The organism is Microbacterium capsulatum (assembly GCF_030865425.1).
In the GTDB taxonomy this organism is placed as follows: domain Bacteria; phylum Actinomycetota; class Actinomycetes; order Actinomycetales; family Microbacteriaceae; genus Microbacterium; species Microbacterium capsulatum.
In genome coordinates this window covers 75,395-96,982 of sequence record NZ_JAVFCB010000001.1, presented here as the reverse complement: position 1 = coordinate 96,982, position 21,588 = coordinate 75,395, and the positions used below count along the sequence as shown (strand labels likewise).

Annotated in this window: 17 protein-coding genes; 7 read left to right on the top strand and 10 right to left on the bottom strand. The window is 71.8% G+C overall.

The window, feature by feature from the left end; genetic code table 11:
* Positions 1-73: 73 nt before the first annotated feature.
* The 3 genes from infB to nusA all read right to left on the bottom strand — a co-directional run bounded on the left by infB (position 74) and on the right by nusA (position 4,230).
* The gene (gene infB, locus RBR11_RS00455; RefSeq protein ID WP_308487324.1) at positions 74-2,857 is read right to left on the bottom strand and encodes a translation initiation factor IF-2; all 2,784 of its coding nucleotides are present in this window, start codon (positions 2,855-2,857) and stop codon (positions 74-76) included.
* A 59-nt stretch (positions 2,858-2,916) separates the two neighbouring features.
* Positions 2,917-3,144, bottom strand: a complete 228-nt coding sequence (locus RBR11_RS00450; protein WP_373889749.1) for a DUF448 domain-containing protein — start codon at positions 3,142-3,144, stop codon at positions 2,917-2,919.
* A 96-nt stretch (positions 3,145-3,240) separates the two neighbouring features.
* Entirely contained in the window at positions 3,241-4,230 is a 990-nt protein-coding gene (gene nusA / locus RBR11_RS00445) for a transcription termination factor NusA (protein WP_308487322.1), read from the bottom strand.
* Between the two features lie 221 nt (positions 4,231-4,451).
* Between nusA and RBR11_RS00440 the strand changes: the two genes are divergently transcribed.
* Positions 4,452-5,549 (top strand): glycosyltransferase, encoded by a 1,098-nt coding sequence (locus RBR11_RS00440; RefSeq protein ID WP_308487321.1) that lies wholly within the window; start codon positions 4,452-4,454, stop codon positions 5,547-5,549.
* 69 nt (positions 5,550-5,618) lie between these two features.
* Here RBR11_RS00440 and RBR11_RS00435 read toward each other — a convergent pair whose 3' ends face one another.
* The 4 genes from RBR11_RS00435 to RBR11_RS00420 all read right to left on the bottom strand — a co-directional run bounded on the left by RBR11_RS00435 (position 5,619) and on the right by RBR11_RS00420 (position 9,905).
* Positions 5,619-6,659, bottom strand: coding sequence for an LOG family protein (locus tag RBR11_RS00435; RefSeq protein ID WP_308487320.1), 1,041 nt, complete (start codon positions 6,657-6,659; stop codon positions 5,619-5,621).
* A 49-nt stretch (positions 6,660-6,708) separates the two neighbouring features.
* On the bottom strand, positions 6,709-7,149 hold the full coding sequence (locus RBR11_RS00430) for a cupin domain-containing protein (RefSeq protein WP_308487319.1): 441 nt from the start codon (positions 7,147-7,149) through the stop codon (positions 6,709-6,711).
* 152 nt (positions 7,150-7,301) lie between these two features.
* Entirely contained in the window at positions 7,302-9,059 is a 1,758-nt protein-coding gene (locus tag RBR11_RS00425; RefSeq protein ID WP_308487318.1) for a proline--tRNA ligase, read from the bottom strand.
* Between the two features lie 72 nt (positions 9,060-9,131).
* Entirely contained in the window at positions 9,132-9,905 is a 774-nt protein-coding gene (locus tag RBR11_RS00420) for an isocitrate lyase/PEP mutase family protein (RefSeq protein ID WP_308487317.1), read from the bottom strand.
* A 53-nt stretch (positions 9,906-9,958) separates the two neighbouring features.
* Between RBR11_RS00420 and RBR11_RS00415 the strand changes: the two genes are divergently transcribed.
* From RBR11_RS00415 to RBR11_RS00395, 5 genes are all read left to right on the top strand, one after another.
* Positions 9,959-11,377, top strand: a complete 1,419-nt coding sequence (locus tag RBR11_RS00415) for an RNB domain-containing ribonuclease (RefSeq protein WP_308487316.1) — start codon at positions 9,959-9,961, stop codon at positions 11,375-11,377.
* Positions 11,364-12,716 carry an erythromycin esterase family protein gene (locus tag RBR11_RS00410; RefSeq protein WP_308487315.1) on the top strand — a complete coding sequence of 451 codons (1,353 nt, stop codon included), beginning with the start codon at positions 11,364-11,366 and terminating at the stop codon, positions 12,714-12,716. Before RBR11_RS00415 ends, RBR11_RS00410 begins: the two co-directional genes overlap by 14 nt.
* A gap of 46 nt (positions 12,717-12,762) precedes the next feature.
* Positions 12,763-13,707 (top strand): hypothetical protein, encoded by a 945-nt coding sequence (locus tag RBR11_RS00405; RefSeq protein WP_308487314.1) that lies wholly within the window; start codon positions 12,763-12,765, stop codon positions 13,705-13,707.
* Positions 13,704-14,051, top strand: a complete 348-nt coding sequence (locus RBR11_RS00400; RefSeq protein ID WP_308487313.1) for a GntR family transcriptional regulator — start codon at positions 13,704-13,706, stop codon at positions 14,049-14,051. Before RBR11_RS00405 ends, RBR11_RS00400 begins: the two co-directional genes overlap by 4 nt.
* Positions 14,052-14,114: 63 nt before the next feature.
* Positions 14,115-15,614 carry an HNH endonuclease signature motif containing protein gene (locus RBR11_RS00395; RefSeq protein ID WP_308487312.1) on the top strand — a complete coding sequence of 500 codons (1,500 nt, stop codon included), beginning with the start codon at positions 14,115-14,117 and terminating at the stop codon, positions 15,612-15,614.
* A 463-nt stretch (positions 15,615-16,077) separates the two neighbouring features.
* Here the strand turns inward: RBR11_RS00395 and RBR11_RS00390 are convergent, their stop codons facing one another.
* Positions 16,078-16,932 carry an alanyl-tRNA editing protein gene (locus tag RBR11_RS00390; RefSeq protein ID WP_308487311.1) on the bottom strand — a complete coding sequence of 285 codons (855 nt, stop codon included), beginning with the start codon at positions 16,930-16,932 and terminating at the stop codon, positions 16,078-16,080.
* On the bottom strand, positions 16,929-18,077 hold the full coding sequence (gene ispG / locus RBR11_RS00385) for a flavodoxin-dependent (E)-4-hydroxy-3-methylbut-2-enyl-diphosphate synthase (protein ID WP_308487310.1): 1,149 nt from the start codon (positions 18,075-18,077) through the stop codon (positions 16,929-16,931). Before ispG ends, RBR11_RS00390 begins: the two co-directional genes overlap by 4 nt.
* Before the next feature lie 242 nt (positions 18,078-18,319).
* Here ispG and RBR11_RS00380 point away from each other — a divergent pair, with 242 nt between their 5' ends.
* Positions 18,320-20,230: an anthranilate synthase family protein gene (locus RBR11_RS00380; protein ID WP_308487309.1), complete on the top strand. Its 1,911-nt coding sequence runs from the start codon at positions 18,320-18,322 to the stop codon at positions 20,228-20,230.
* Positions 20,231-20,232: 2 nt separating this feature from the next.
* Here the strand turns inward: RBR11_RS00380 and RBR11_RS00375 are convergent, their stop codons facing one another.
* Entirely contained in the window at positions 20,233-21,552 is a 1,320-nt protein-coding gene (locus tag RBR11_RS00375; RefSeq protein ID WP_308487308.1) for a M50 family metallopeptidase, read from the bottom strand.
* Between the last annotated feature and the right edge of the window lie 36 nt (positions 21,553-21,588).

The window sequence follows — 21,588 nt, the reverse complement described above, 5'->3', positions numbered from 1 at the left end:
AAACGCGGTACCCGACGAGTATGCCGGATACCGCGTTTCGTCTCGCTTCACTCGCTCGACGACCGCGACGGGGTCAGGCGCGCGGCTTCTCGACCATCTCGGTGGTCTCGATCTCGTCGCCGATCTGGATGTCGTTGTACTTGCCGAGGCCGATACCGCACTCGAAGTCCGTGCGGACCTCGGTGACGTCGTCCTTGAAGCGGCGCAGCGACTCGATGGCCAGGCCATCGGCGATGACGACGCCGTCGCGGATGACGCGCGCCTTGGCGTTGCGCGTGATCGTGCCCGAGCGGACGATGACACCGGCGATGTTGCCGAACTTCGAGGAGCGGAACACCTCGCGGATCTCGGCGACACCCGACTGGACCTCTTCGAACTCCGGCTTGAGCATGCCCTTGAGGGAGTTCTCGATCTCGTCGATCGCGTTGTAGATGACCGAGTAGAACCGGACGTCCACGCCCTCGCGCGCCGCGGCCTCGCGGGCCTTGGTGTCGGGGCGGACGTTGAAGCCCACGATGATCGCGTTGTCGATCGTCGCCAGGTTCACGTCGGACTCGGTGATCGCACCGACACCGCGGTGGATGATGCGCAGCTGCACCGAGTCGTCGACCTCGATCTTGAGCAGCGACTCCTCCAGCGCCTCGACCGCACCGGACACGTCGCCCTTGATGATGAGGTTGAGCGTCTCGACCTTGCCCTCTTCGAGAGCGCGGGTGAAGTCCTCGAGCGAGATGCGCTTGCGAGCCTTGGCCAGCTGGGCGTTGCGCTCGACGGCCTCGCGCTTCTCCGCGATCTGACGGGCCATGCGGTCCTCGTCGGTCACGATGAAGACGTCGCCGGCGCGCGGGACCGAGTTCAGACCCTGCACCTGGACCGGACGGGACGGGGCTGCGGCCTCGACCGCATCGCCGTTCTCGTCGATCATGGCGCGCACGCGGCCGTAGGCGGTGCCCGCGACGATCGCGTCGCCGACCCGGAGCGTTCCGGACTGGATCAGCACCGTCGCGACCGAACCGCGGCCCTTGTCGAGCTTCGCCTCGATGGCGATGCCTCGGGCGGCCTTGTTCGGGTTGGCGGTGAGGTCCAGGCCCGCGTCCGCGGTGAGCAGCACGGCGTCCAGGAGGTCCTGGATGCCGGTGCCGGCCCGCGCCGACACGTCGACGAACATGACGTCGCCGCCGTACTCCTCGGCGACCAGACCGTACTCGGTGAGCTGCTGGCGCACCTTGGCCGGGTTGGCCTCGGGCTTGTCGACCTTGTTGACCGCGACCACGATCGGCACACCGGCCGCCTGGGCGTGGTTCAGCGCCTCGACCGTCTGCGGCATGATGCCGTCGTCGGCCGCGACCACGAGGATCGCGATGTCGGTCACCTGCGCACCACGGGCGCGCATGGCAGTGAACGCCTCGTGACCCGGGGTGTCGATGAAGGTGATCGCGCGCTCGATGCCCTCGTGCTCGGTCCACACCTGGTAAGCACCGATGTGCTGGGTGATGCCGCCGGCCTCGCCCTCGATGACGTTGGTCTTGCGGATCGCGTCGAGCAGTCGGGTCTTACCGTGGTCGACGTGACCCATGACGGTGACCACGGGAGGACGGATCTCGAGGTCTTCCTCGCTCTCCGCCTCCAGCTCGGCCTCGAGATCGAGACCGAAGCCCTCGAGGAGCTCCTTGTCCTCGTCCTCGGGCGAAACCATCTGGATCTTGTAGCCGAGCTCGGCGCCGAGCACCTCGAACGTGGCCTCGTCCAGCGACTCCGTCGCCGTGGCCATCTCGCCGAGGTTGAACAGGATCGTGACGAGCGTGCCGGGCTGCACGGTGTAGCCGCGCAGCGCCTCGAGCTTGTCCGCGAAGTCCGCGATGGACGCGCCGCGGCGCAGGCGGATGATCTCGCCGTTGCCCTTCGAGACGTTGACGCCGCCGACGACCGGCGCCGACCGCATCTCGAACTCCTGCCGCTTCGCCCGCCGCGACTTGCGCTGCTTGCTCTTGCCCGCGCCCTTGCCGAAGGCGCCTGCCGTGCCGCCGCCGGGGCCGCGGCCACGGCCGCCGCCACCGCCCGGACGACCGGCGAAACCGCCGGGAGCGCCCGCGCCGGCACCGCCGCCGGGACGCTGGAAGCCACCGCCCGCACCGGCACCACCGGGACGGCCGGGGCCGCCGGTGCGCTGCTGGAACGGAGCACCGGGACGACCGGCACCCGCGCCGGGACGGCCGGGACGGCCGGCACCCTGGCCGGGACGGGGTGCGCCGATGCGCGGCGAACCCGGGCGCGGGGCCTGGGGACGCGGAATGTTGCCGGGGGTCGGGCGCTGGCCCATGCCCTGCTGCGACGCGAACGGGTTGTTGCCCGGACGCGGGCCGGCGGGACGCTGGCCCATGCCCTGCGAGGACGCGAACGGGTTGTTGCCCGGACGCGGGGCGCCGGGGCGGGGAGCCGCGGATCCGCCGGGCTTGGGCGCCGACGACTTCTCGGCGGCCGCGGCTGCCGGAGCCGGAGCGGCCGGGGCCGCGGGCTGCTCGGCGACCGGAGCCGGGGCGGGCGCCTCGGCGGGCTTGGCCGGACCCGGCTTGGGGCCGGGGGTCGGCGCCTTGGGCCCGGGCTTGGGCGCGCCGGGGGTGGCGCCGGAGGGCTTGGCCGCACCGGGCTTCGCCGCGGGGGCGCCGCCGGTCGCAGGCGCGGCCCCCGCCGGCTTGTCGGCCTCGATGGCGGCGCGCAGCTTGCGCGCGACCGGGGGCTCGATCGTGGAAGAGGGGGACTTCACGAACTCGCCGAGTTCCTTGAGCTTCGCGAGTGCGAACTTGCTGTCGACGCCGAGTTCAGCGGCGATCTCGTGCACGCGTGGTTTACCAGCCACAATTCTCCTGTCAGGGTCGGTCTGCCCTGGCAGGGCAGACCACTAGTCGCGGACGGGTCTCATTTCGAGCCGTTCACTTTGTTTCCATAGCCGTTCAGCCGTTTCTCGAGGGTCTGCATGTTCTCTGCTTCCGGGAATTCCAGGGCAGTGGACACACGGAGCGCACGGGCGAAGGCGCGGCGCCGCAGAGCGGTGCTCACGCACTCCGGAGCCGGATGAACCCACGCACCCCGCCCCGGCAGCACGGCGTCCTCGTCGAAGACGAGTTCACTGTTCCGGATCGCCACCCTGATCAGAGAGGCACGAGATGCACGAGCGCGGCATCCGACACACGTTCGTACGGGACCCATCCTACACCTGCCGCACGGGACGAACGCCGAGGCTCAGGCGCCCTCGAGGACCGAGTCCGGCTGGATGTCGATCTTGGCGCCGGTGAGCTTGGCCGCGAGGCGGGCGTTCTGGCCCTCCTTGCCGATCGCGAGGGAGAGCTGGTAGTCCGGCACGAGGGCGCGCACGGCCTTGGTGCCGGCGTCCAGCACGAAGGCGCTCGTCACCTTGGCGGGCGACAGCGCGTGCGCCACGAACGTGGCGAGGTCCTGGTGGTAGTCGACGATGTCGATCTTCTCCCCCGCCAGCTCCTCGGTCACCGCGCGGACGCGACGGCCGAGTTCGCCGATGCAGGCGCCCTTGGCGTTGATCGACGGGTCGTTCGCCTTGACCGCGATCTTGGTGCGGTGGCCGGCCTCTCGTGCGAGCGCGACGATCTCGACCAGGCCGTTGGCGATCTCGGGGACCTCGAGCGCGAACAGCTTGCGGACCAGACCGGGGTGGGTGCGGGAGACGGTGATCGCGGGGCCCTTGGCGCCCTTCGCGACGGAGGTGACGTACACGCGGATCCGGGATCCGTGCGTGTACTCCTCGCCGGGGACCTGCTCCTCGGGGGGAAGGATCGCCTCCACGGAGCCGAGGTCGACGTGGATCATCCGCGGGTTCGGGCCCTGCTGGATGACGCCGGCGACGATGTCGCCCTCCTTGCCGCGGAACTCGCCGAGCACGGCGTCGTCGGCGATGTCGCGGAGGCGCTGGCTGATGACCTGCTTGGCGGCGAACGCGGCGATGCGACCGAAGTCCTCGGGGGTGGAGTCCTCCTCGCCGATGACGGCGCCCTCCTCGTCGAGGACCGGCACGAGCACGACGACGTGGCCGGTCTTGCGGTCGAGCTCGACGCGGGTGCCCGCGGTCAGCACGCCGTCGTTCGAGTCGTGCTTGGCGTAGGCGGTCAGGACGGCCTGTTCGATGATGGCGACGAGCTCGTCGAAGGGGATCTCCTTCTCCCGCTCGATCGTGCGCAGCAACCCGAGATCGATATCCATGACGGCCTCCCTGTTCAGCTCTCGTCGGCGCCTCCTGGGCACGCGACATCCGTACAACGATACCTGGTGCGGCGCGGAGCGCGCGCCCGCGGCCGGGGTGCGCATCGATCGACCGGGTTGCGGCACCATGGCCCCCGGCCCCGGAACGTGCCTACTCTGGTGAGGTCGGATCGCGAGGACACGCGACGAGGGCGCTCCTGGGGCAGGACGGAGGGCGGCAGATGGCGCACGACATCCTCTTCGTCGGCGCCGACGCCGGCGGCAACGTCCCGCCGATGCGCGCGGTGGCCGCCGAGCTCGCCGCGCGCGGTCACCGGATCGCGTTCGCCGGCCTCGACCCGCCCGATCCGGCCGAGGAGCGGGTGCCGCTCCCCGCGATCGCCGGACGCGAACCGGGACCTGCCACGACCGGATCCGCGCAACTGCGGGGCATGGTCCGGGTGGGGCTGGGCAGGGCGCTCGGGCGCGAGACCGGCGAGGTCGTCGCGCGCCGGCGGCCCGATGTCGCGGTCGTCGACGGCATGATGCTCACCGCGATCCGGGCGGCCGCGCGCACCGGCGTTCCGGTGGTGGCGCTGTTCCACTCCTTCGGCGCCGTGTGGGGAGACGGGATCTGGCAGGGGCCGGCGGGCACGGTGCTGCGGCCGTTCGGACTCGCCCCGGCGGAGGTGTGGGGCTCCGCCGCGGCACGCCTGCTGCTCACCGACCGCGAGCTGGATCCGCTCACGGACGACGCGAACACGATCGGGTTCGAATGGACCGGCACCACGGAACGGGGCGCGGAGCCGGCGCCGCGCGGACCCGGCACGCCGCCGCTCGTGCTGGTGAGCCTCAGCAGCGTCTGGCAGCGGGATCAGGACGACGTGTACCGGCGGATCCTCGCGGCTCTGCGCCCGCTGCCCGTGCGGGCGATCGTGACCCGCAGCGTGCCCAGGACCGCGTTCCGGGGAGAGATCCCGCCGAACGTCGAACTGCTCCGGCGCACGCCGCACGCCGACCTGCTTCCCCGTGCGGACCTCGTCATCGGGCACGGCGGTCACTCGACCACGCTGAGCGCCCTCGCCCACGGCGTGCCGCTGCTGGTGCTGCCGATGAACCGGGCGTCGGACCAGCGCCTGATCGGCGACATCGTCGAGGAGAACGGGCTGGGCCTGACCCTGCCCCGCTCCGTACCCCCGCTCGCGATCCGGGGCGCGATCCGGAGGATCCTCGCCGACGGCACGATCACCGCGGCCGCCGCGCGCACCGGGCGGAGGCTCCGCGCGCAGAACGGCGCCCGGGTCGCCGCGGACCGGATCGAGGCCGTCGTCGCGCGATGACCGCGGATGCGATGTCAGCGCCGGCCGCGGAGCGGATCGAGGAGCTCGCCCGCACCCGCCCGCCCGGACTCAGCGCACGGGAGCGGAGCCCAGCGCGTTGATCGCCGCGATGATCCGGAACAGGCTGCCGACCGTGCGCTGATCCAGGTGCAGGGTGAGCCGGGGCAGGTCGAGCGCGTCCTTGTCGGCGAGCTCGGCCGGCAGCGGGGCACTGCGCTGGATCCGTCCGGAGGAGAGCAGCGGTCCGAACTGCTCGTTCAGGCCCGCCACCTCGGCGTCGGTCGGCTCGGCGCGCAGCCGCAGCACGAGCACGTCGCCGACCCAGCGCAGCGAGTCGTAGTTGCGCCAGAAGCCCTTGATCACCGCGGCGGCCTCGGTCACCGAGTCGGTCACCTGCACGCGGTCGAAGTCGCCCGGAGAGATCACCCCGGTCGGGCTCAGGTCCTCGCGGATGAAGCGCTGAAGCCCGTGCCAGAACGTCCCGCCGGGCTGGTCGAGCAGCACGATCGGCATCGGCTCGGCCTTGCCGGTCTGCTGCAGGGTGAGCAGCTCGAACATCTCGTCCAGGGTGCCGAAGCCGCCGGGCAGGCAGATGAACCCGCGGGACTCCTTCATCAGCATCAGCTTGCGGGTGAAGAAGTACTTCATCGCGACGACGTGGTCGTGCTCGTTGACGATCGCGTTGGCCTTCTCCTCGAAGGGCAGGCGGATCGAGACGCCGAGCGAGTGCTGCGGCCCCGCCCCCTCGGCGGCGGCCTGCATGATGCCGGGTCCCGCGCCCGTGACGACCATCCACCCGTCCGCGGCGAGCGCGGCCGCGGCGGCACGCGCCTGCTGGTAGAGCGGATCATGGGCGGCCGTGCGCGCCGAACCGAAGACGGTCACCTTGGGCACGCCCTGGAACGGCGCGAACAGGCGGAACGCGTCGCGCATCTCGCTGAGGGCGGCCGAGGCGATCTTCAGATCCAGCCGGTCGGTGCCGTCCTCGCCGAGCAGCACCGCCGTCTGCATCATCCGCATGACCAGGCGCCGGTCGGCGTGCACTCCCGCGTCGTCGAGCACGGCGTTGATCTCGGATCGCAGGGCCGGAGGCAGGAGTTCGTCGATCATGGATCCAGAGTGTCACGCGCCGGGGAACGGCGGGCGGCACGACGCGGGGTCAGCCCTGCGTGTCCCAGGGCATCGGCCGGCCCGGGATGCGGGCGCTGTCGTCCGGCAGATGCGGAAGCACCTCGCCGCCCGCGCGGATGCACAGCCAGCGCAGCTGTCCAGGGCTGTCGGGACGCGCCCGCCAGGTGCGCAGGACGTCCTGCCCGACGCGGACGACGCTGCCCGGTCCGACCTCGACGAGGTCGTCGTCGAGGCCCATCTGACCGCGCCCCTCCAGGAAGACGTAGAGTTCCTCGATCCGGGAGTGCGTGTGCCAGTAGCCCGCTTCCTCGCCCGGCTCGAGCGCGTTCGCCGTCATGCCGATGTACTGCATGCTCAGCTGATGGTCGACGACGCGCCGCCCGTCCCGCGACCGTGACTCGACGAATCCGCCGTGGTGCGCCCGCCATTCGTCCAGGGCGCCGATCGCGCCGACCTCGTAGCCGCTCATGCGGTCTCCTCTCGTCCGGGTCTCAACCTCGCGGGTCGTCGGGGCGGGATCGGGACGACACGCCGCGCGCGACGGATCCGTCGCGACGCGCGCGCACGACGAAGGCCCGGGCGGATCCAGGATCCGGCACCGGGCCTTCGCGAATTCGCGGCTCAGCGAGCGGCGAGCGCCTGCAGGGCCTCGTCCACGGAGACCGTGTCGCGGTCGCCGGTGCGGCGGTCCCACAGTTCGACCTGCCCGTCGGCGGCGCCGCGGCCGACGACGAGCACGCGCGGCACGCCGACGAGCTCGGCGTCACCGAACTTCACGCCGGGCGAGACCTTCGGACGGTCGTCGTAGAGCACGTCGAGTCCGGCGGCCTCGAGGCGCGCGGAGACGTCCTCCGCGACGTCGAACGCGACCTGGTCGCGGCCGGCCGCGACCACGTGCACGTCGAACGGCGCGACCGAGGCGGGCCAGATCAGGCCCTTCTCGTCGTTGTTCAGCTCGGCGATGATCGCGAGGATGCGGGTCACGCCGATGCCGTAGGAGCCCATCGTGACGGTGACCAGCTTGCCGTTCTCGTCGAGCACCTTGAGGCCCAGCGCCTCGGCGTACTTGCGACCGAGCTGGAAGACGTGGCCGATCTCCATGCCGCGGGCGAGCGAGACGGGGCCGGACCCGTCCGGGGCCGGGTCGCCGGCGCGCACGTTCGCGATCTCGGCGATGCCGTCGTGCGCGAAGTCGCGGCCGGCGACGACGGAGTGCGCGTGCTTCTCGTCGATGTTCGCGCCGGTGATCCAGCTCGTGCCCTCGACGACGCGGGGGTCGACGAGGTAGCGGATCCCGGTCGCGGACTCCTCGCCGAGGATCGCGCCGGTCGGCGACCATGGGCCGATGTAGCCCTTGACGAGCAGCGGGTGCTTCTCGAAGTCGTCGGCGGTCGCCGCCTCGACCTCGGCGGGCGCGAAGGCGACCTCGGCGCGCTTCTCGTCGACCTCGCGATCGCCCGGGATGCCGACGACGACGAGCTCGCGGGTGCCGTCGAGGTGGGTGAGCGCGAGAACCACGTTCTTCAGGGTGTCCGCGGCGCAGTACTCGCCCTCGAGGTTCTCGTTCACGTGCGCGACGAGCGTCTCGATCGTGGGCGTGTTCGGGGAGTCGAAGACGACGGGCGCGGCGTCCGCATCGAACGCGATCGGCTCGGGCGTCGCGGTGGAGTACGCCTCGACGTTGGCCGCGTAGCCGCCGTCCGAGCGCACGAAGGTGTCCTCGCCGACGGGCGTCGGGTGCAGGAACTCCTCGCTGCGGGATCCGCCCATCGCGCCCGCGTCGGCCTGCACGATCACGTACTCGAGGCCGAGGCGCTGGAAGATGCGCTCGTACGCGTCGCGCTGGGCCTGGTAGCTGGCGTCGAGGCCCGCGTCGGAGGAGTCGAAGGAGTAGGCGTCCTTCATCGTGAACTCGCGGCCGCGGAGGAGGCCGGCGCGGGGGCGCGCCTCGTCGCGGTACTTGTCCTGGATCTGGTAGATCGTGAGCGGCAGATCCTTGTACGAGGAGTACAGGTCCTTCACCAGAAGGGTGAACGCCTCCTCGTGCGTGGGCGCGAGCAGGTAGTCGCCGCCCTTGCGGTCCTGGAGGCGGAAGAGCAGGTCACCGTACTCCTCCCAGCGGCCCGTGGCCTCGTATGCCTCGCGCGGCATGAGCGCCGGGAAGTGCACCTCCTGCGCACCGGCGGCGGCCATCTCCTCACGGACGACGGTCTCGATCTTCGCCTTCACGCGCAGGCCCAGCGGCAGCCAGGCGAAGATGCCGGCGGCCTGCGGGCGGATGTAACCGGCGCGGATCAGCAGCTTGTGGCTGGCGACCTCGGCACCAGCCGGGTCTTCGCGGAGCGTGCGGAGGAAGAAGTTCGAGAGACGAGTCACCACGCGACAAGTCTAGTGACGACGACGGCCCGGCCCGGTGCGCGTTGCACGGGGCCGGGCCGGGGTGCGCGCGGCTCAGTTCAGGGCGCGGGTGCCGGTCGGGATGATGCCGCCCGCGTAGATCTCGGCCGCGACGTCCTGCAGGGCCGTGAGCGCGACGCGCTGCGTCATCGGGCCGTAGGAGATGCGGGCGACGCCCAGCGCCTCGTACTCGGTCGAGGTGAGCGCGCCGGGCAGGCCGATGACGCTGACCTTGCCGTGGCCGATCCCGTCGACGAGGGCGCTGGTGGTGTCGGCGTCGAGGATCCCGGGCACGAACACGCAGGTCGCGCCGGCGTCGAGGTACGCGCGGCCGCGGGCGATCGCGTCGTCGATCGACTCCTGGACCGGGCGGCCCCCCGAACGGACGAACGCGTCCGTCCGGGCGTTCAGCACGAACCGCACCCCCTCGGCCTCGCCCGCGCGGATCATCGCCTCGACGTTCGCGGCCGCCTCGGCGAGCGGGCGGAGACGGTCCTCGACGTTCGCGCCGACGACGCCCGCGGCGATCGCGAGGCGCACGGTCTCGCCGGCGTCGCCGTAGCCGTCGTCGAGGTCAGCGGTGACGGGCAGCTCGACCGCGGCGGCGATCCGGCCGACCATGTCGAGCATGGTCTCGCGCGGGATGGCGCCGTCGGCGTAGCCGAAGGAGGAGGCGATGGAGTGACCGGCGGTCGCGATGGCCGTGGTCTCGGGGCGGGCCGCGACGGCCTGCGCGGACACGACGTCCCACACGTTCACGACGCGGAGGATCTCGGGGGCCGCATACAGTGCGGCGAGGGTGCGGGCCTTGTCGGCGGAGCTTGTCATGACACCACGCTAACGCCCGCCGTGCCGGCCCCGCGCGGCCCTAGCATGAACCCATGCCTCAGCGCCGATCGCACGTCGCCCCGTCCGCCGCGCAGAGCGAGCTCGCGACCGCCCTCGCCGCTCTCCGCGCCGACCTCGACGCGCCGACCGAGTTCTCCGCCGAGGCGCTCGCAGAGGCCGGCGCCGCGACCGGGCCGACCCCCGGCCTCGACCTGCGCGACATCCCGTTCGCGACGCTCGACCCGGCCGGATCCATGGACCTCGACCAGGCCTTCCAGCTCGAGCGGAGCGGATCCGGGTACACCGTCCGGTACGCGATCGCGGACGTGCCATCCTTCGTCGTGCCCGGCGGTGCGCTGGACCAGGCCGCCCGCGCCCGCGGCGAGACCCTGTACGCCGCGGACGGGACGATCCCGCTGCACCCGGCCGTCCTCAGCGAGGACCGTGCCTCACTGCTGCCGGATCAGGACCGCCCCGCCCTGGTGTGGACCTTCGCCCTCGACGCGGCCGGATCCGTCACGGACACCCGTCTCGAGCGCGCCCTGATCCGCTCCCGCGCGAAGCTCGACTACGTCGGCGTGCAGGCCGACCTCGACGCCGGCCGGGACTCCCCCGCCGCGCTCCTGCCCGAGATCGGGCGGTTGCGTCTGGAACAGGAGGAGCAGCGGGGCGGGGCGAGCCTGAACCTTCCGGACGAGGAGGTCGTCCGGCACGACGACGGCACGTACGCGATCGAACGGCGTCGGCCGCTGCCGATCGAGGACTGGAACGCGCAGCTCTCCCTGATGACGGGGATGGCCGCGGCCCGGCTCATGCTGCAGGCGAAGGTCGGGGTCCTGCGGATCATGCCGCAGCCCGACGACGCGGCGTTCGACACGTTCCGCCGGCAGACCGCCGCGCTCGGGCTGCCCTGGACGAGCGGGCGATACGGCGACTACCTGCGCCGGCTGGACCGCGATGATCCGCAGACGCTGTCGATCCTGACGGCGGCCGCGGCGCTGTTCCGCGGCGCGGGCTACGTCGCGTTCGACGGCGAGCTCCCCGCCGAGACCACGCAGGCCGCGATCGCCGCACCGTACGCGCACGCGACCGCGCCGCTGCGCCGGCTCGTGGACCGCTGGTCGCTCACGATCTCGCTCGCCGTCTGCAGCGGCGCGGAGATCCCGGAGTGGGTGCACTCGAGCCTGCCGCAGGTGCCGGAGCTCATGCGACTGTCGGCGCAGCGCTCCACCGCGCTGAGCTCGCGGACGCTGAACCTCGTCGAGACCGCCCTGCTGGAGCCTCTCGTCGGGGAGACGTTCGACGCGGCCGTGATCCGTCGCAACGGCACCCGTGGGACGGTGCAGATCGCCGAGCCGCCGGTCACCGCGTCGATGGCGCTGCCCGACGCGGCCGCCGCCGGATCCTCGCTCCGGGTCACCCTGACCGCGGCCGACGTCGCGAAGGGTCAGGTGGCCTTTGCCGCCGTCTGACGGCGACGCCGATCCGCTCGGCGCCTGGCTGCGCGCGCACGCGCACGCGCTGCGCACGCTCGATCCGGACGCCGAGGACGACGCCGACCTGGAGCCGCTGCTCGACATCGTGGGCGATGCGCGCGTCGTCGCGATCGGCGAGTCGATGCACCGCGTGCACGACTTCCTCGACCTGCGGCACCGCGTGTTCCGGTTCCTGCACCGCCGGGCGGGGTTCACGGCGCTCGTGATGGAGAGCGGCCTGCCGGAGAGCCGCCGCGTGGACGACTGGATCCGCACGGGCCGTGGCCGGCTCCGGGATTCGCTGCGGGAGGGCGTCTCCTATCGCTTCGGTGCCTGCCAGGAGATCCTCGACCAGGTCACCTGGATGCGCGGGCGGACGGTGACCGGCCGGTCGGCGCCGCGCTTCTTCGGCATGGACATCCCCGACTCCGCGGCGAGCGCGCTGCCCGGCGTCCTCGCCGCGCTGGAGCTCCTGGACGAGATCGATCCCGCATACTCCGCGCACGCCCGGGGGACTCTCGTGCCCCTGTTCGACTACCTGCCGGAGGATCGGTCCGGCCTCGCGCAGGCGGCGCCGGCGATCCAGGCGCACCTCGCCTTGCCCGCGGACCAGCGCGCGGCGATCACGGCCGGGATCGCCGATCTCTGCGCGCGGATCCGGGCGCGGCGGCGCGAGGAGATCGCGGCGCTCGGCGGTGGCGCCGACGCCGGTGCGGCGGTGGACCTCGCGATCCGGTGCGCCGAGAGTGCCCGTGCCGCCGACGCGTTCCTTTCGGCGATGAGCGCCGGAGCCACGCGCACCTGGCCGCCCGCGAACGTCCGCGACGCGTGGATGGCCGACACTGTGGAGTGGATCCTGGAGCGCGAGCCGCGGATCGTCGTCGCCGCGGCGAACGGGCATGTGCAGCGCACGCCGTTCTCGGCGCCGCCGTTCGTGCCCGATCCGATGACGACGATGGGCGGACACCTCGCCGACCGCCTCGGCGGCGACCTCGTCGTGATCGGCACGGCGTTCGGCGGCGGCGAGCAGTGGCTGCACCGGCCGGATCCCGAGGATGCCCCCGGTCATTCGCGCCCCTTCGTCGCGCCTGTCGGGCCGCTCGATCCTGCGTCGCTCGATGCGGCGCTCTCGGGCTCGGGCATCGGGGATGCGCTCGTCGATCTGCGCCGGTCGACTCCCGATGCCGCTGCCGCGCTGGATCGCACGACGGGCTGGCACAACGGCGATGTGGTGCAGCCGGGCAGTGCACGCGAGGCGTTCGACGCGGTCGCGTTCGTGCGCCGCGTCGGCCCGTGGCACACCTGGATCGACGAGCGCGGGTTGGAGAGGCGCTAAGGCGACAGGGAACTCTTGAACTTGTATCAGTGAGTTACTACATTATGTGTCACTTGATCGACACATCGGGGTGCTCATGATCATCTTCTGGCTGTACCTTCTGGGACCGTTCGCCGCGGCCCTCGTGCTCGGGATCGCGATCCCCTTCCTGGTTCTGCGATCCCTGCCGGCCCTCGACAGACGAATCACCGTCACCACTCTCCTCGCCGGGGCGATTCCGCCGCTCGTCATCGTCACCCTCCGGATCCTCTCGTTCTGGAGCCCGGAGCTCGTGGCCTCCTACGAGACGCAGCGGGTGCGCGCCGTCCTCCCCCTGGCGCTCGGAGCGCTCGCGGTGGTGCTGCTGGCGGTCCCCGCCGCACGCTCGCGAACCAGCGCGTCCGCGGACCTCTCCCGCCGCTCACTGGGCGCGTTCCTGTCCGGGTGGTGGATCGCCGTCGTGGCTGCGCTCGCCGCGCTCGCCATCGGCCTGTCCGTCGCGCTCGGGGTCGGTTCGGGGCGGGACTTCGAAGGACGTGACGCCGCCCTCTGGATCGACCTCGGCACCCGAGGCGGGCAGGCGGGTACCGGGACCTACGGCTGGTACTTCTCCGTGCCCGCCCTGATCGCTCTGGCCGTGCTCCTGCTGTTCGCCGGGATCGCCTGGTGGTTCGTCCCCCGCCGCGCGTGGAGCGACGATCGCGACCGGGACGCCGCCGTCCGACGGCTTCGGTGCGCGAACCTCGGCAGGGCGGCGGCGGGCGCGCTCCTCGTGCACCTCGGCGACATCCTGCACTGGCTCTGGTCGACATCCACCGTGCGCTCCCAGATCTACACGACCGAGGCGGGGACGATCACCGTCACCAGCCCTTTCGCCGCTCTCGGACCTGTCTTCGTCTGGTCCGAGTACCTCGCTGCGGGTGGCGGTCTTACCCTGTGGATCCTCGTGGCGCTCACGGCTGTTCCATCGCGTGCACGGCAGGCGGCATCGGCACCGGCGCTCGTCCCATGATCATCTCCCTCTCCCCCGCCGGCGGCACCCCCTCGGAACAGGTGTACGACCAGCTGCGAGGCCTCATCAGCACGGGCAGGCTCGCCGCCGAAGAGCGGCTGCCCTCGGTCCGCCAGCTCGCGTCGGACCTCGGGGTCGCCCCGGGCACGGTCGCGAAGGCGTACAAACAGCTCGAGGAGGACGGCCTGGTCGTCTCGCGCACGGGCGCCGGAACCCGGGTCAGCCGCTCGGCGACCCCGGTCTCACGCGCGGTCGCCGAGGCTGCACGGGCCCTCGCCGCCGCGGCCCGTCGCGACGGCCTCACCACCGAGGACGCCGAACGGATCCTCCGGGCGATGTGGTGAACGACTTCTCCACAGTCTTTCGTTCATCTATACGAATGTCGGTGGCCACTGAGACAATCGAGTATGGCCCTTTTCACCGAAGTCGATGCGCAGCTGAAGACGCTGCGCGCGCTCCTCGGTGATGCGGTGGAACCCGCGGACCTCGCGGCGACGATGAGCGGGCTGGACGACACGCACATCGTGGAGGCGATCACCGCCGCGACCGCGCTGATCCACGGCATCGAACGGATCCGGGTCGTCGGGGCGGGCATCACGGCAGCACGTTCGACGCGGACGGCGGGGCAATCCGGGCTCGCGCAGTCCCGCGGGCACCGGAACACGATCTCGCTGGTGCAGGAGATCACGGGCGCCACCAAGGCCGAAGCCGCACGGCAGGTGCGGGTCGGGGAAGCGCTGCTCGAGCAGCATGCGCTGCCGTCCGAGGACGTCGATCCCGCGAGCGCCGCGGTGTCCGCAGCGCCGGAGCCGTGGCATGCGGTGCTCGGCGCAGCGCTGCTGGGCGGGCGGCTGACGCCGGCTCAGCACGACGCGATCCGCCGCGGACTCGGAGAACCGCCCGTATCGCTGGATCCCGATGCCCCGGATGGTGAGCAGGCCATGCACGACCTCTGGGCGATGGCGGCGGAGCAACTCGCCGCTGCAGCGGCGCACGACTCGCCCGAGCTGCTCGGCAGCACGGCGCGCGCGATCCGCGATCAGCTCGATCCCGAGGGAGCGAACCGGCCGTTCCTGGAACGGCACGCACAGCGATCGTTCCGGCTCTGGACCGACCCCGAAGGTGGAAAGCACGGACGGATCGACTTCGACGACGAGGGCTACCTCTGGGCCGCCACGATCATCGACACCGCGCTGCGCCCCCGCCGCGGCGGGCCGCGGTTCATCGACCCCGATGAGAAGGACCGCGCCCAGGCACTCGTCGACGACCCGCGCACCAACGACCAGCTCGCCTACGACCTGATCATGGACGTGCTCCTCGCCGGATCCGTCGCGGACGCCGAGACCGTGTTCGGTACGCGGCAGGCGGGTGTCCGCCTAGTCCGGATCGTCGACGACGGCAATCAGCACGCGCCGGTCGCCCACTCCGAGGACAGGCTGAGGGTCTTTCCGGCCGCCGTCGCGGATCAGCGACTCTGCGACTCCGGGAGTGTCACCGTCACGATCGATGCCGGCGGGAATCCGCTCGACGTCGGCCGGGAACACCGCCTGTTCACCTCGAAGCAACGCGTCGCCCTCGCCGTCCGCGACGGCGGCTGCCGATGGACCGGCTGCGACCGACCCGCGTCGTACTGCGAGGCGCACCACATCGACCCGTACTCCGAGGGCGGGAGGACCGACATCGACCGAGGGATCCTGCTCTGCCGATTCCACCACATGCAACTCCACCAGGGCCGATGGGCGATCACCCGAGACGGGACCGGGGACTTCGTCCTGCACGACCGGTCCGGAGTGGAGCATGTCCTCGCGCCGAGAACCGCCCTCGCTTACGCCTGGCCGGGATCGATCCTCCGCCGCAACGCTTCACTCCGGCCGCCTGAACGCCCGGCGGTGATCGCCCGGCGGTGATCACCCGAGACGGGACCGGGGACTTCGTCCTGCACCACCGGTCCGGAGAGGAGCATGTCCTCGCACCGAGAACCGCCCTCGCCTACGCCTGGGCCGGGATCGACCCTCCCCCGCAACGCTTCACTCCGGCCGCCTGAACGCCAGGCGGTGATCGCCAGGCGGTGATAGCCCGGTGATGATCGCCAGGCGGTGATGGCCCGGTGATCGCCGGGCGGTGGCGGGGCGGTGGCGGCAGGGCTGGGGCAACAGGGCCCTGATGCCCCAGCGGCAGGGGCCGGGGCGGGCATTCGCCCGGGCGAGGGGCCGCGGCGAGCGGATCATCGTCCGGGTTCAGCCCGGATGGCGCGAGAGGCGATCCCGGGCGCCCCACGCCCCAGGAACCAGAAGCCAGGAACCAGAAGCCAGGCGCCGGGAGCCAGGCGCCACGAACCCCGAACAGAACGAAGGCCCGCCGGCGCTCAGTTCAGGCCGGTACCGCCGTGGTCGTCATGACCAGCAGCTGCGGGTCCGACAGATCAAGAGCGACGTGGATCGACGCGAACTCGGCAAGCGAAGTCGCGTGGGTTCCGCCGCAGAGGATCGACGCCGTGCCCTCGGGCAGCGCGCACACCCAGCGGCGCCGGTCGACGATCGTCTCGCCTTCGACGTCGATCCGGCTCGGCGCGGCCGAGGCGACCCAGGCCGCGAGCTGGGCGTTGATCCGCTCCTCGCGATCCGCGAGCGTCGCCGCGAAGCCCTCCGTGTCGAAGCCCGCCTTGCGCAGGCTCTTGCCGAGCCGGTACTCGTCGACCGCGCCGTCCTCGTGGATGAAGCTGCTCTGGTTCGCGCGCCCCTCGAAGTCGGGCGTGCCGAGCGCATCGGATCCGGGATCCTTGCGCCACAGGTCCGCGACCGCGAGGTCCAGCGCGAGCGACGCCAGGTGGCACGCCGTGTGCCCGCGGCTCAGCCCCGCTCGACGCCCGGCGTCGACGATCGCCTCGACCAGTGCTCCCGCGGCGAACGCGGACGGCACCGCCTCGACCCGGTGCCCGACGAGCCAGGTCCAGCCCTCGGCGCCGCGCCTGACCGGGATCTCCGCCCCGACGGCGACCTCACCCTGATCGCTCACCGCGGCCATGACGGCCTCGGACACGGTGACCTCGGCGCCCGCCACCCGCAGCGCGCCGCTGTCTCCCGGCTGGTCCGGCCAGGTGTGATCGACGGGGTGGAACGGGGTGCGGTCCAGCACGACGACAACACCCTCCGGCGCGGCGTGCACGCCGACGACGAGCGCCTGCTCGACGAGGGATCCCCCGGGGAAGGTGATGACCGTGTTCAACTGATCACCTGGACGGCGCCGAGGGGGGCGTTCGGGCCCATCTCGTCCGCGATCCGGTTGGCCTCCTCGATGAGGGTGGCCACGATGTCCGCCTCGGGCACGGTCTTGATGACCTCGCCCTTGACGAAGATCTGCCCCTTGCCGTTGCCGCTCGCGACGCCGAGGTCGGCCTCGCGGGCCTCCCCCGGGCCGTTCACGACGCAGCCCATGACGGCCACGCGCAGCGGCACAGTCATGTCCTTGAGGCCCTCGGTGACGTTCTCCGCGAGCGAGTAGACGTCCACCTGGGCGCGGCCGCACGACGGGCACGACACGATCTCGAGCTTGCGCTCGCGCAGGTTCAGGGACTGCAGGATCTGGTGGCCGACCTTGACCTCCTCGGCCGGCGGGGCCGACAGCGAGACGCGGATCGTGTCACCGATCCCTTCGCCGAGCAGGATCCCGAACGCCGTCGCCGACTTGATCGTGCCCTGGAACGCCGGGCCCGCCTCGGTCACGCCGAGGTGCAGCGGCCAGTCGCCCATCTCGGCGAGCAGGCGGTAGGCCTTCACCATCACGACCGGGTCGTTGTGCTTGACCGAGATCTTGAAGTCGTGGAAGTCGTGCTCCTCGAACAGCGACGCCTCCCAGCGGGCGCTCTCCGCGAGCGCCTCCGGGGTGGCCTTGCCGTACTTCTCCAGCAGACGCGGGTCGAGGGATCCGGCGTTCACGCCGATCCGCAGCGACACGCCCGCAGCCGAAGCGGCCTGCGCGATCGCGCCGACCTGGTCGTCGAACTTGCGGATGTTGCCCGGGTTCACGCGGACGGCCGCACAACCCGCGTCGATCGCCTGGAACACGTACTTCGGCTGGAAGTGGATGTCGGCGATCACCGGGATCTGGCTCTTCGCCGCGATGATGTGCAGCACATCGGCGTCGTCCTGCGACGGCACGGCCACCCGGACGATCTCGCAGCCGGACGCCGTCAGCTCGGCGATCTGCTGCAGCGTCCCGTTGATGTCGGTGGTCTTCGTCGTCGTCATCGACTGCACGCTGACGGGCGCATCACCGCCGACGAGGACCTTGCCGACCTTGATCTGGCGGCTCTTGCGTCGGGGGGCGAGGACATCGGGGATCCGGGGCATCCCCAGGTTCACAGCTGGCACGTCATCCAGGGTACCCGCGTGCGGCTGGACGGTCCCCGCGCACGGGCTGAGCGCCCGCCGTGTCTCCCGCCCGTCACACACCGCGCACCGGGGCCCGGCCGTGTGATAGTTTCGGCGCATGTCCGCGAACCGTTCCTGGTGGCGCGCCTCCTAGGCGGTGTGTTCGCGACCCACGAATCCGACCGCCTTCCGGGGCGGTCTTTTTCGTGCCCGTGCCGGATCCTGACCCAGGAGCTCCCCCGATGACCACTGCCGATCGGATCCGCACGCTCGCGGCCGACCCCACCGCGTCCTTCGTGCTGCTCGCCCGCGAGGGCGCGACCGAGGTCGAACTGCTCACCGGCACGATCGAGGATGTCGAGCGCCTCGCCGACATCCCGCTCGGACAGGGATCCGCCGCCGCAGAGGTCTTCGCGATGGTCCCGTACCGGCAGGTGCGCGAGCGCGGCTTCGAGGCGCAGGACGACGGCGCGCCGCTGCGCTGCCTGCTCGTCGCCGAGCACCTGCACCTTCCCGCGGACGAGGTGCGCGCGGCGCTCCCCGCGACCCCCGTCCCGCTGCACGACGGCGGATTCGACCTCAGCGACGCCGAGTACGCCCAGATCGTCGAGCGCGTGATCGCCGACGAGATCGGCCGCGGCGAGGGCGCGAACTTCGTGATCCGCCGCGACTACACCGCCCGGATCGACACGACGGCCCCCGACGCGGAGCGGATCGCGGCGCTCACCTGGTTCCGCGCGCTGCTCGAGCACGAGCGCGGCGCCTACTGGACGTTCGCCGTCATCACCCCCGGGGTGATCGCGGTCGGCGCCAGCCCCGAGGCCCACGTCGTGGCGAAGGACGGCGTCGTCACGATGAACCCGATCTCGGGCACGTTCCGGCACCCGGCGGGCGGATCCACGACCGCGGCCCTGGCCGAGTTCCTGTCCTCCACGAAGGAGACCGAGGAGCTGTTCATGGTCGTCGACGAGGAGCTCAAGATGATGAGCGCGGTCTGCTCGGACGGCGGGCGGATCACCGGCCCGCACCTCAAGCAGATGTCGCGCCTCACCCACACCGAGTACATGCTGCGAGGCAGGAGCCGGCTGGACCCGCGCGAGATCCTCCGCGAGACGATGTTCGCGCCGACGGTGACGGGATCCCCCATGCAGAACGCATGCACCGTGATCCGCCGCCACGAGCGCAAGCCCCGCGGCTACTACTCCGGGGTCGCGGCGCTGTTCACCCCGAACGCCGAGGGCGGGCACGACCTGGACGCGCCGATCCTCATCCGCACCGTGTACCTGAAGGACGGTGAGCTGAGCGTCCCGGTCGGCGCGACGCTCGTGCGGCACTCGGACCCCGCCGGCGAGGTCGGCGAGACCCACGGCAAGGCCGCGGGCGTGCTCGGAGCGATCGGCGCCGTCGCGCGCGACACCGCCGCGGAGGCCCGGAACGACGCGGACGCACCGGGGGCGGGCTCCTCCCCCGCCGAGGATCCCGGGATCCAGCAGCTGCTCGCCTCCCGCAACGCCCGGCTGGCCGAGTTCTGGATCAACCCGCAGGACGGCGGAACCGCGACGACCGCGGCCGCCCCGTTCGCCGGCCGCACCGCCGTCGTCGTCGATGCGGAGGACCGGTTCACGACGATGCTCGCGCATCAGCTGCGCCACCTGGGACTCGACGTCCGGATCGCGCCGTGGAGCGAGGTCGTGGACGCCGACGTCGACGCCGCCGACCTGCTCGTCGCGGGCCCCGGGCCGGGCGACCCCCGCGACGGATCCTCACCCCGCATCGCCCGGATGCGCGAGCTCGTCGCCCGCCGCCGCGACGCCGGCCGCCCGCTGCTCGCCGTGTGCCTCAGCCATCAGATCCTCGCGGACGGCCTCGGCATCGCGCTGAAGCCGCTCGCGAGCCCGCACCAGGGCCTGCAGAAGTCCGTCCCGGTGTTCGGCGAGGACGCGTCGATCGGCTTCTACAACACGTTCACCGCGCACGTCGCGCCGGGCACGACGACGGCCGGACCGGCCGAGGTCTCGGCGGATCCCGTCACCGGCGACGTGTACGCGCTGCGCGGCCCCGGCTTCGCGTCGGTGCAGGGCCACCTGGAGTCGATCCTGTCCCGTGACGGCATGGCGACGCTGCAGCGCCTCGTCGCGCACGCGCTGGCCTGAGGTCAGGTCGGCAGCTTCACCGGGTTGAACAGGTCGGCGATCATCAGCAGGGCGCCCATCGCGATGAGCAGCCCCGCGACGACGATCGTGAGAGGAACGAGCCGGGTGGCGTCGACGGGCTTCGGCGGCGGACGCCGGAACGCCTTCGCCCAGACCCGCTTGATCCCCTCCCACAGCGCGACGGCGATATGCCCGCCGTCGAGCGGCAGCAGCGGCACCAGGTTGAACACGAACAGGGCGATGTTCAGCGAGCCCATGAGGCTCAGCAGCACGGCGAACCGGTTCAGCAGCGGCGCGTCGGCGGTCGCGACCTCGCCCGCGATGCGGCCGACGCCGACGACGCTGAGCGGGCCGTTCGGATCGCGCGGAGTCCCGGTCACGAGCGAGACGCCGACGTCCCACACCCGCACCGGGAGGTTCGAGATCAGCGAGACGACGGATCCCGCGTTCGCGAACGCCTGGTCGACGCCCGCGGTGATCGGCTGCTGCACGTAGGCCAACTGGGCGCCGACGCCCGCGTAGCCGACCTGGTGCATGACCGGGAGGCCCTTGTCGTTCACGACCGGGCTGCCGTTCTGATCCACGGCCTGCCGCTGCGCCGCGACCGGGGTGAGCTGCAGCGTGACCCGGGATCCGCCGCGCTCGACCACGAACGGGATCGTCTTGCCCGGCGACGCCTGGATGATCGCGCTCGCCTGCGCGAACGTGGAGACAGAATGCCCGTCGACGGAGACGATCCTGTCGCCCGGCCTCACACCCGCCTGCGCGGCCGGCGCCACCGGATCCGACGGCGCGCAGGTCTTCTGCGTCGACCCCGCCGACAGCACGCACTGCGAGACCGACGCGATCGTCGTCGTGCCCTGCTGCACGCCGATGCCGCTCAGCAGCACCGTGAAGATCACCACCGCGAGGACCAGATTCATGAACGGGCCGCCGAACATGACGATGACCCGCTTCCACACCGGCAGCAGATAGAAGACCCGGCCGGCACGGGCGGGATCGATGGTCTCGTCGTTGGCGGCGCGGGCGTCCTGGATGAGAGCGCGGAAGGCGCCGCGCGATGCGGTGTCCTCCTCACCCGGCGAAGGCGGGTACATACCCGACATGGAGATGAACCCGCCGACCGGCAGCGCCTTGACGCCGTACTCGGTCTCGCCGATCTTCCTGGAGAAGAGCTTCGGCCCGAAGCCGATCATGTACTGCCCGACGTGCACGCCGAAGAGCTTGGCCGGCACGAGATGCCCCAGCTCGTGCAGGGCGATCGAGATGCCGAGCCCGACCAGCACGAACAGCAGGCCGCCGAGGTACAACAGGATCTCCACCCCGCCACGCTACCGGTGCCGGGCTAGGAAGGCGCC

What these genes read in the sequence shown, in the direction of transcription:
- nusA (WP_308487322.1), bottom strand. Translation starts at nt 4,230, where the DNA reads ATGGATATCGATCTCGGGTTGCTGCGCACGATCGAGCGGGAGAAGGAG.
- RBR11_RS00440 (WP_308487321.1), top strand. Translation starts at nt 4,452, where the DNA reads ATGGCGCACGACATCCTCTTCGTCGGCGCCGACGCCGGCGGCAACGTC.
- RBR11_RS00435 (WP_308487320.1), bottom strand. Translation starts at nt 6,659, where the DNA reads ATGATCGACGAACTCCTGCCTCCGGCCCTGCGATCCGAGATCAACGCC.
- RBR11_RS00430 (WP_308487319.1), bottom strand. Translation starts at nt 7,149, where the DNA reads ATGAGCGGCTACGAGGTCGGCGCGATCGGCGCCCTGGACGAATGGCGG.
- RBR11_RS00420 (WP_308487317.1), bottom strand. Translation starts at nt 9,905, where the DNA reads ATGACAAGCTCCGCCGACAAGGCCCGCACCCTCGCCGCACTGTATGCG.
- RBR11_RS00415 (WP_308487316.1), top strand. Translation starts at nt 9,959, where the DNA reads ATGCCTCAGCGCCGATCGCACGTCGCCCCGTCCGCCGCGCAGAGCGAG.
- RBR11_RS00400 (WP_308487313.1), top strand. Translation starts at nt 13,704, where the DNA reads ATGATCATCTCCCTCTCCCCCGCCGGCGGCACCCCCTCGGAACAGGTG.
- RBR11_RS00395 (WP_308487312.1), top strand. Translation starts at nt 14,115, where the DNA reads ATGGCCCTTTTCACCGAAGTCGATGCGCAGCTGAAGACGCTGCGCGCG.
- RBR11_RS00380 (WP_308487309.1), top strand. Translation starts at nt 18,320, where the DNA reads ATGACCACTGCCGATCGGATCCGCACGCTCGCGGCCGACCCCACCGCG.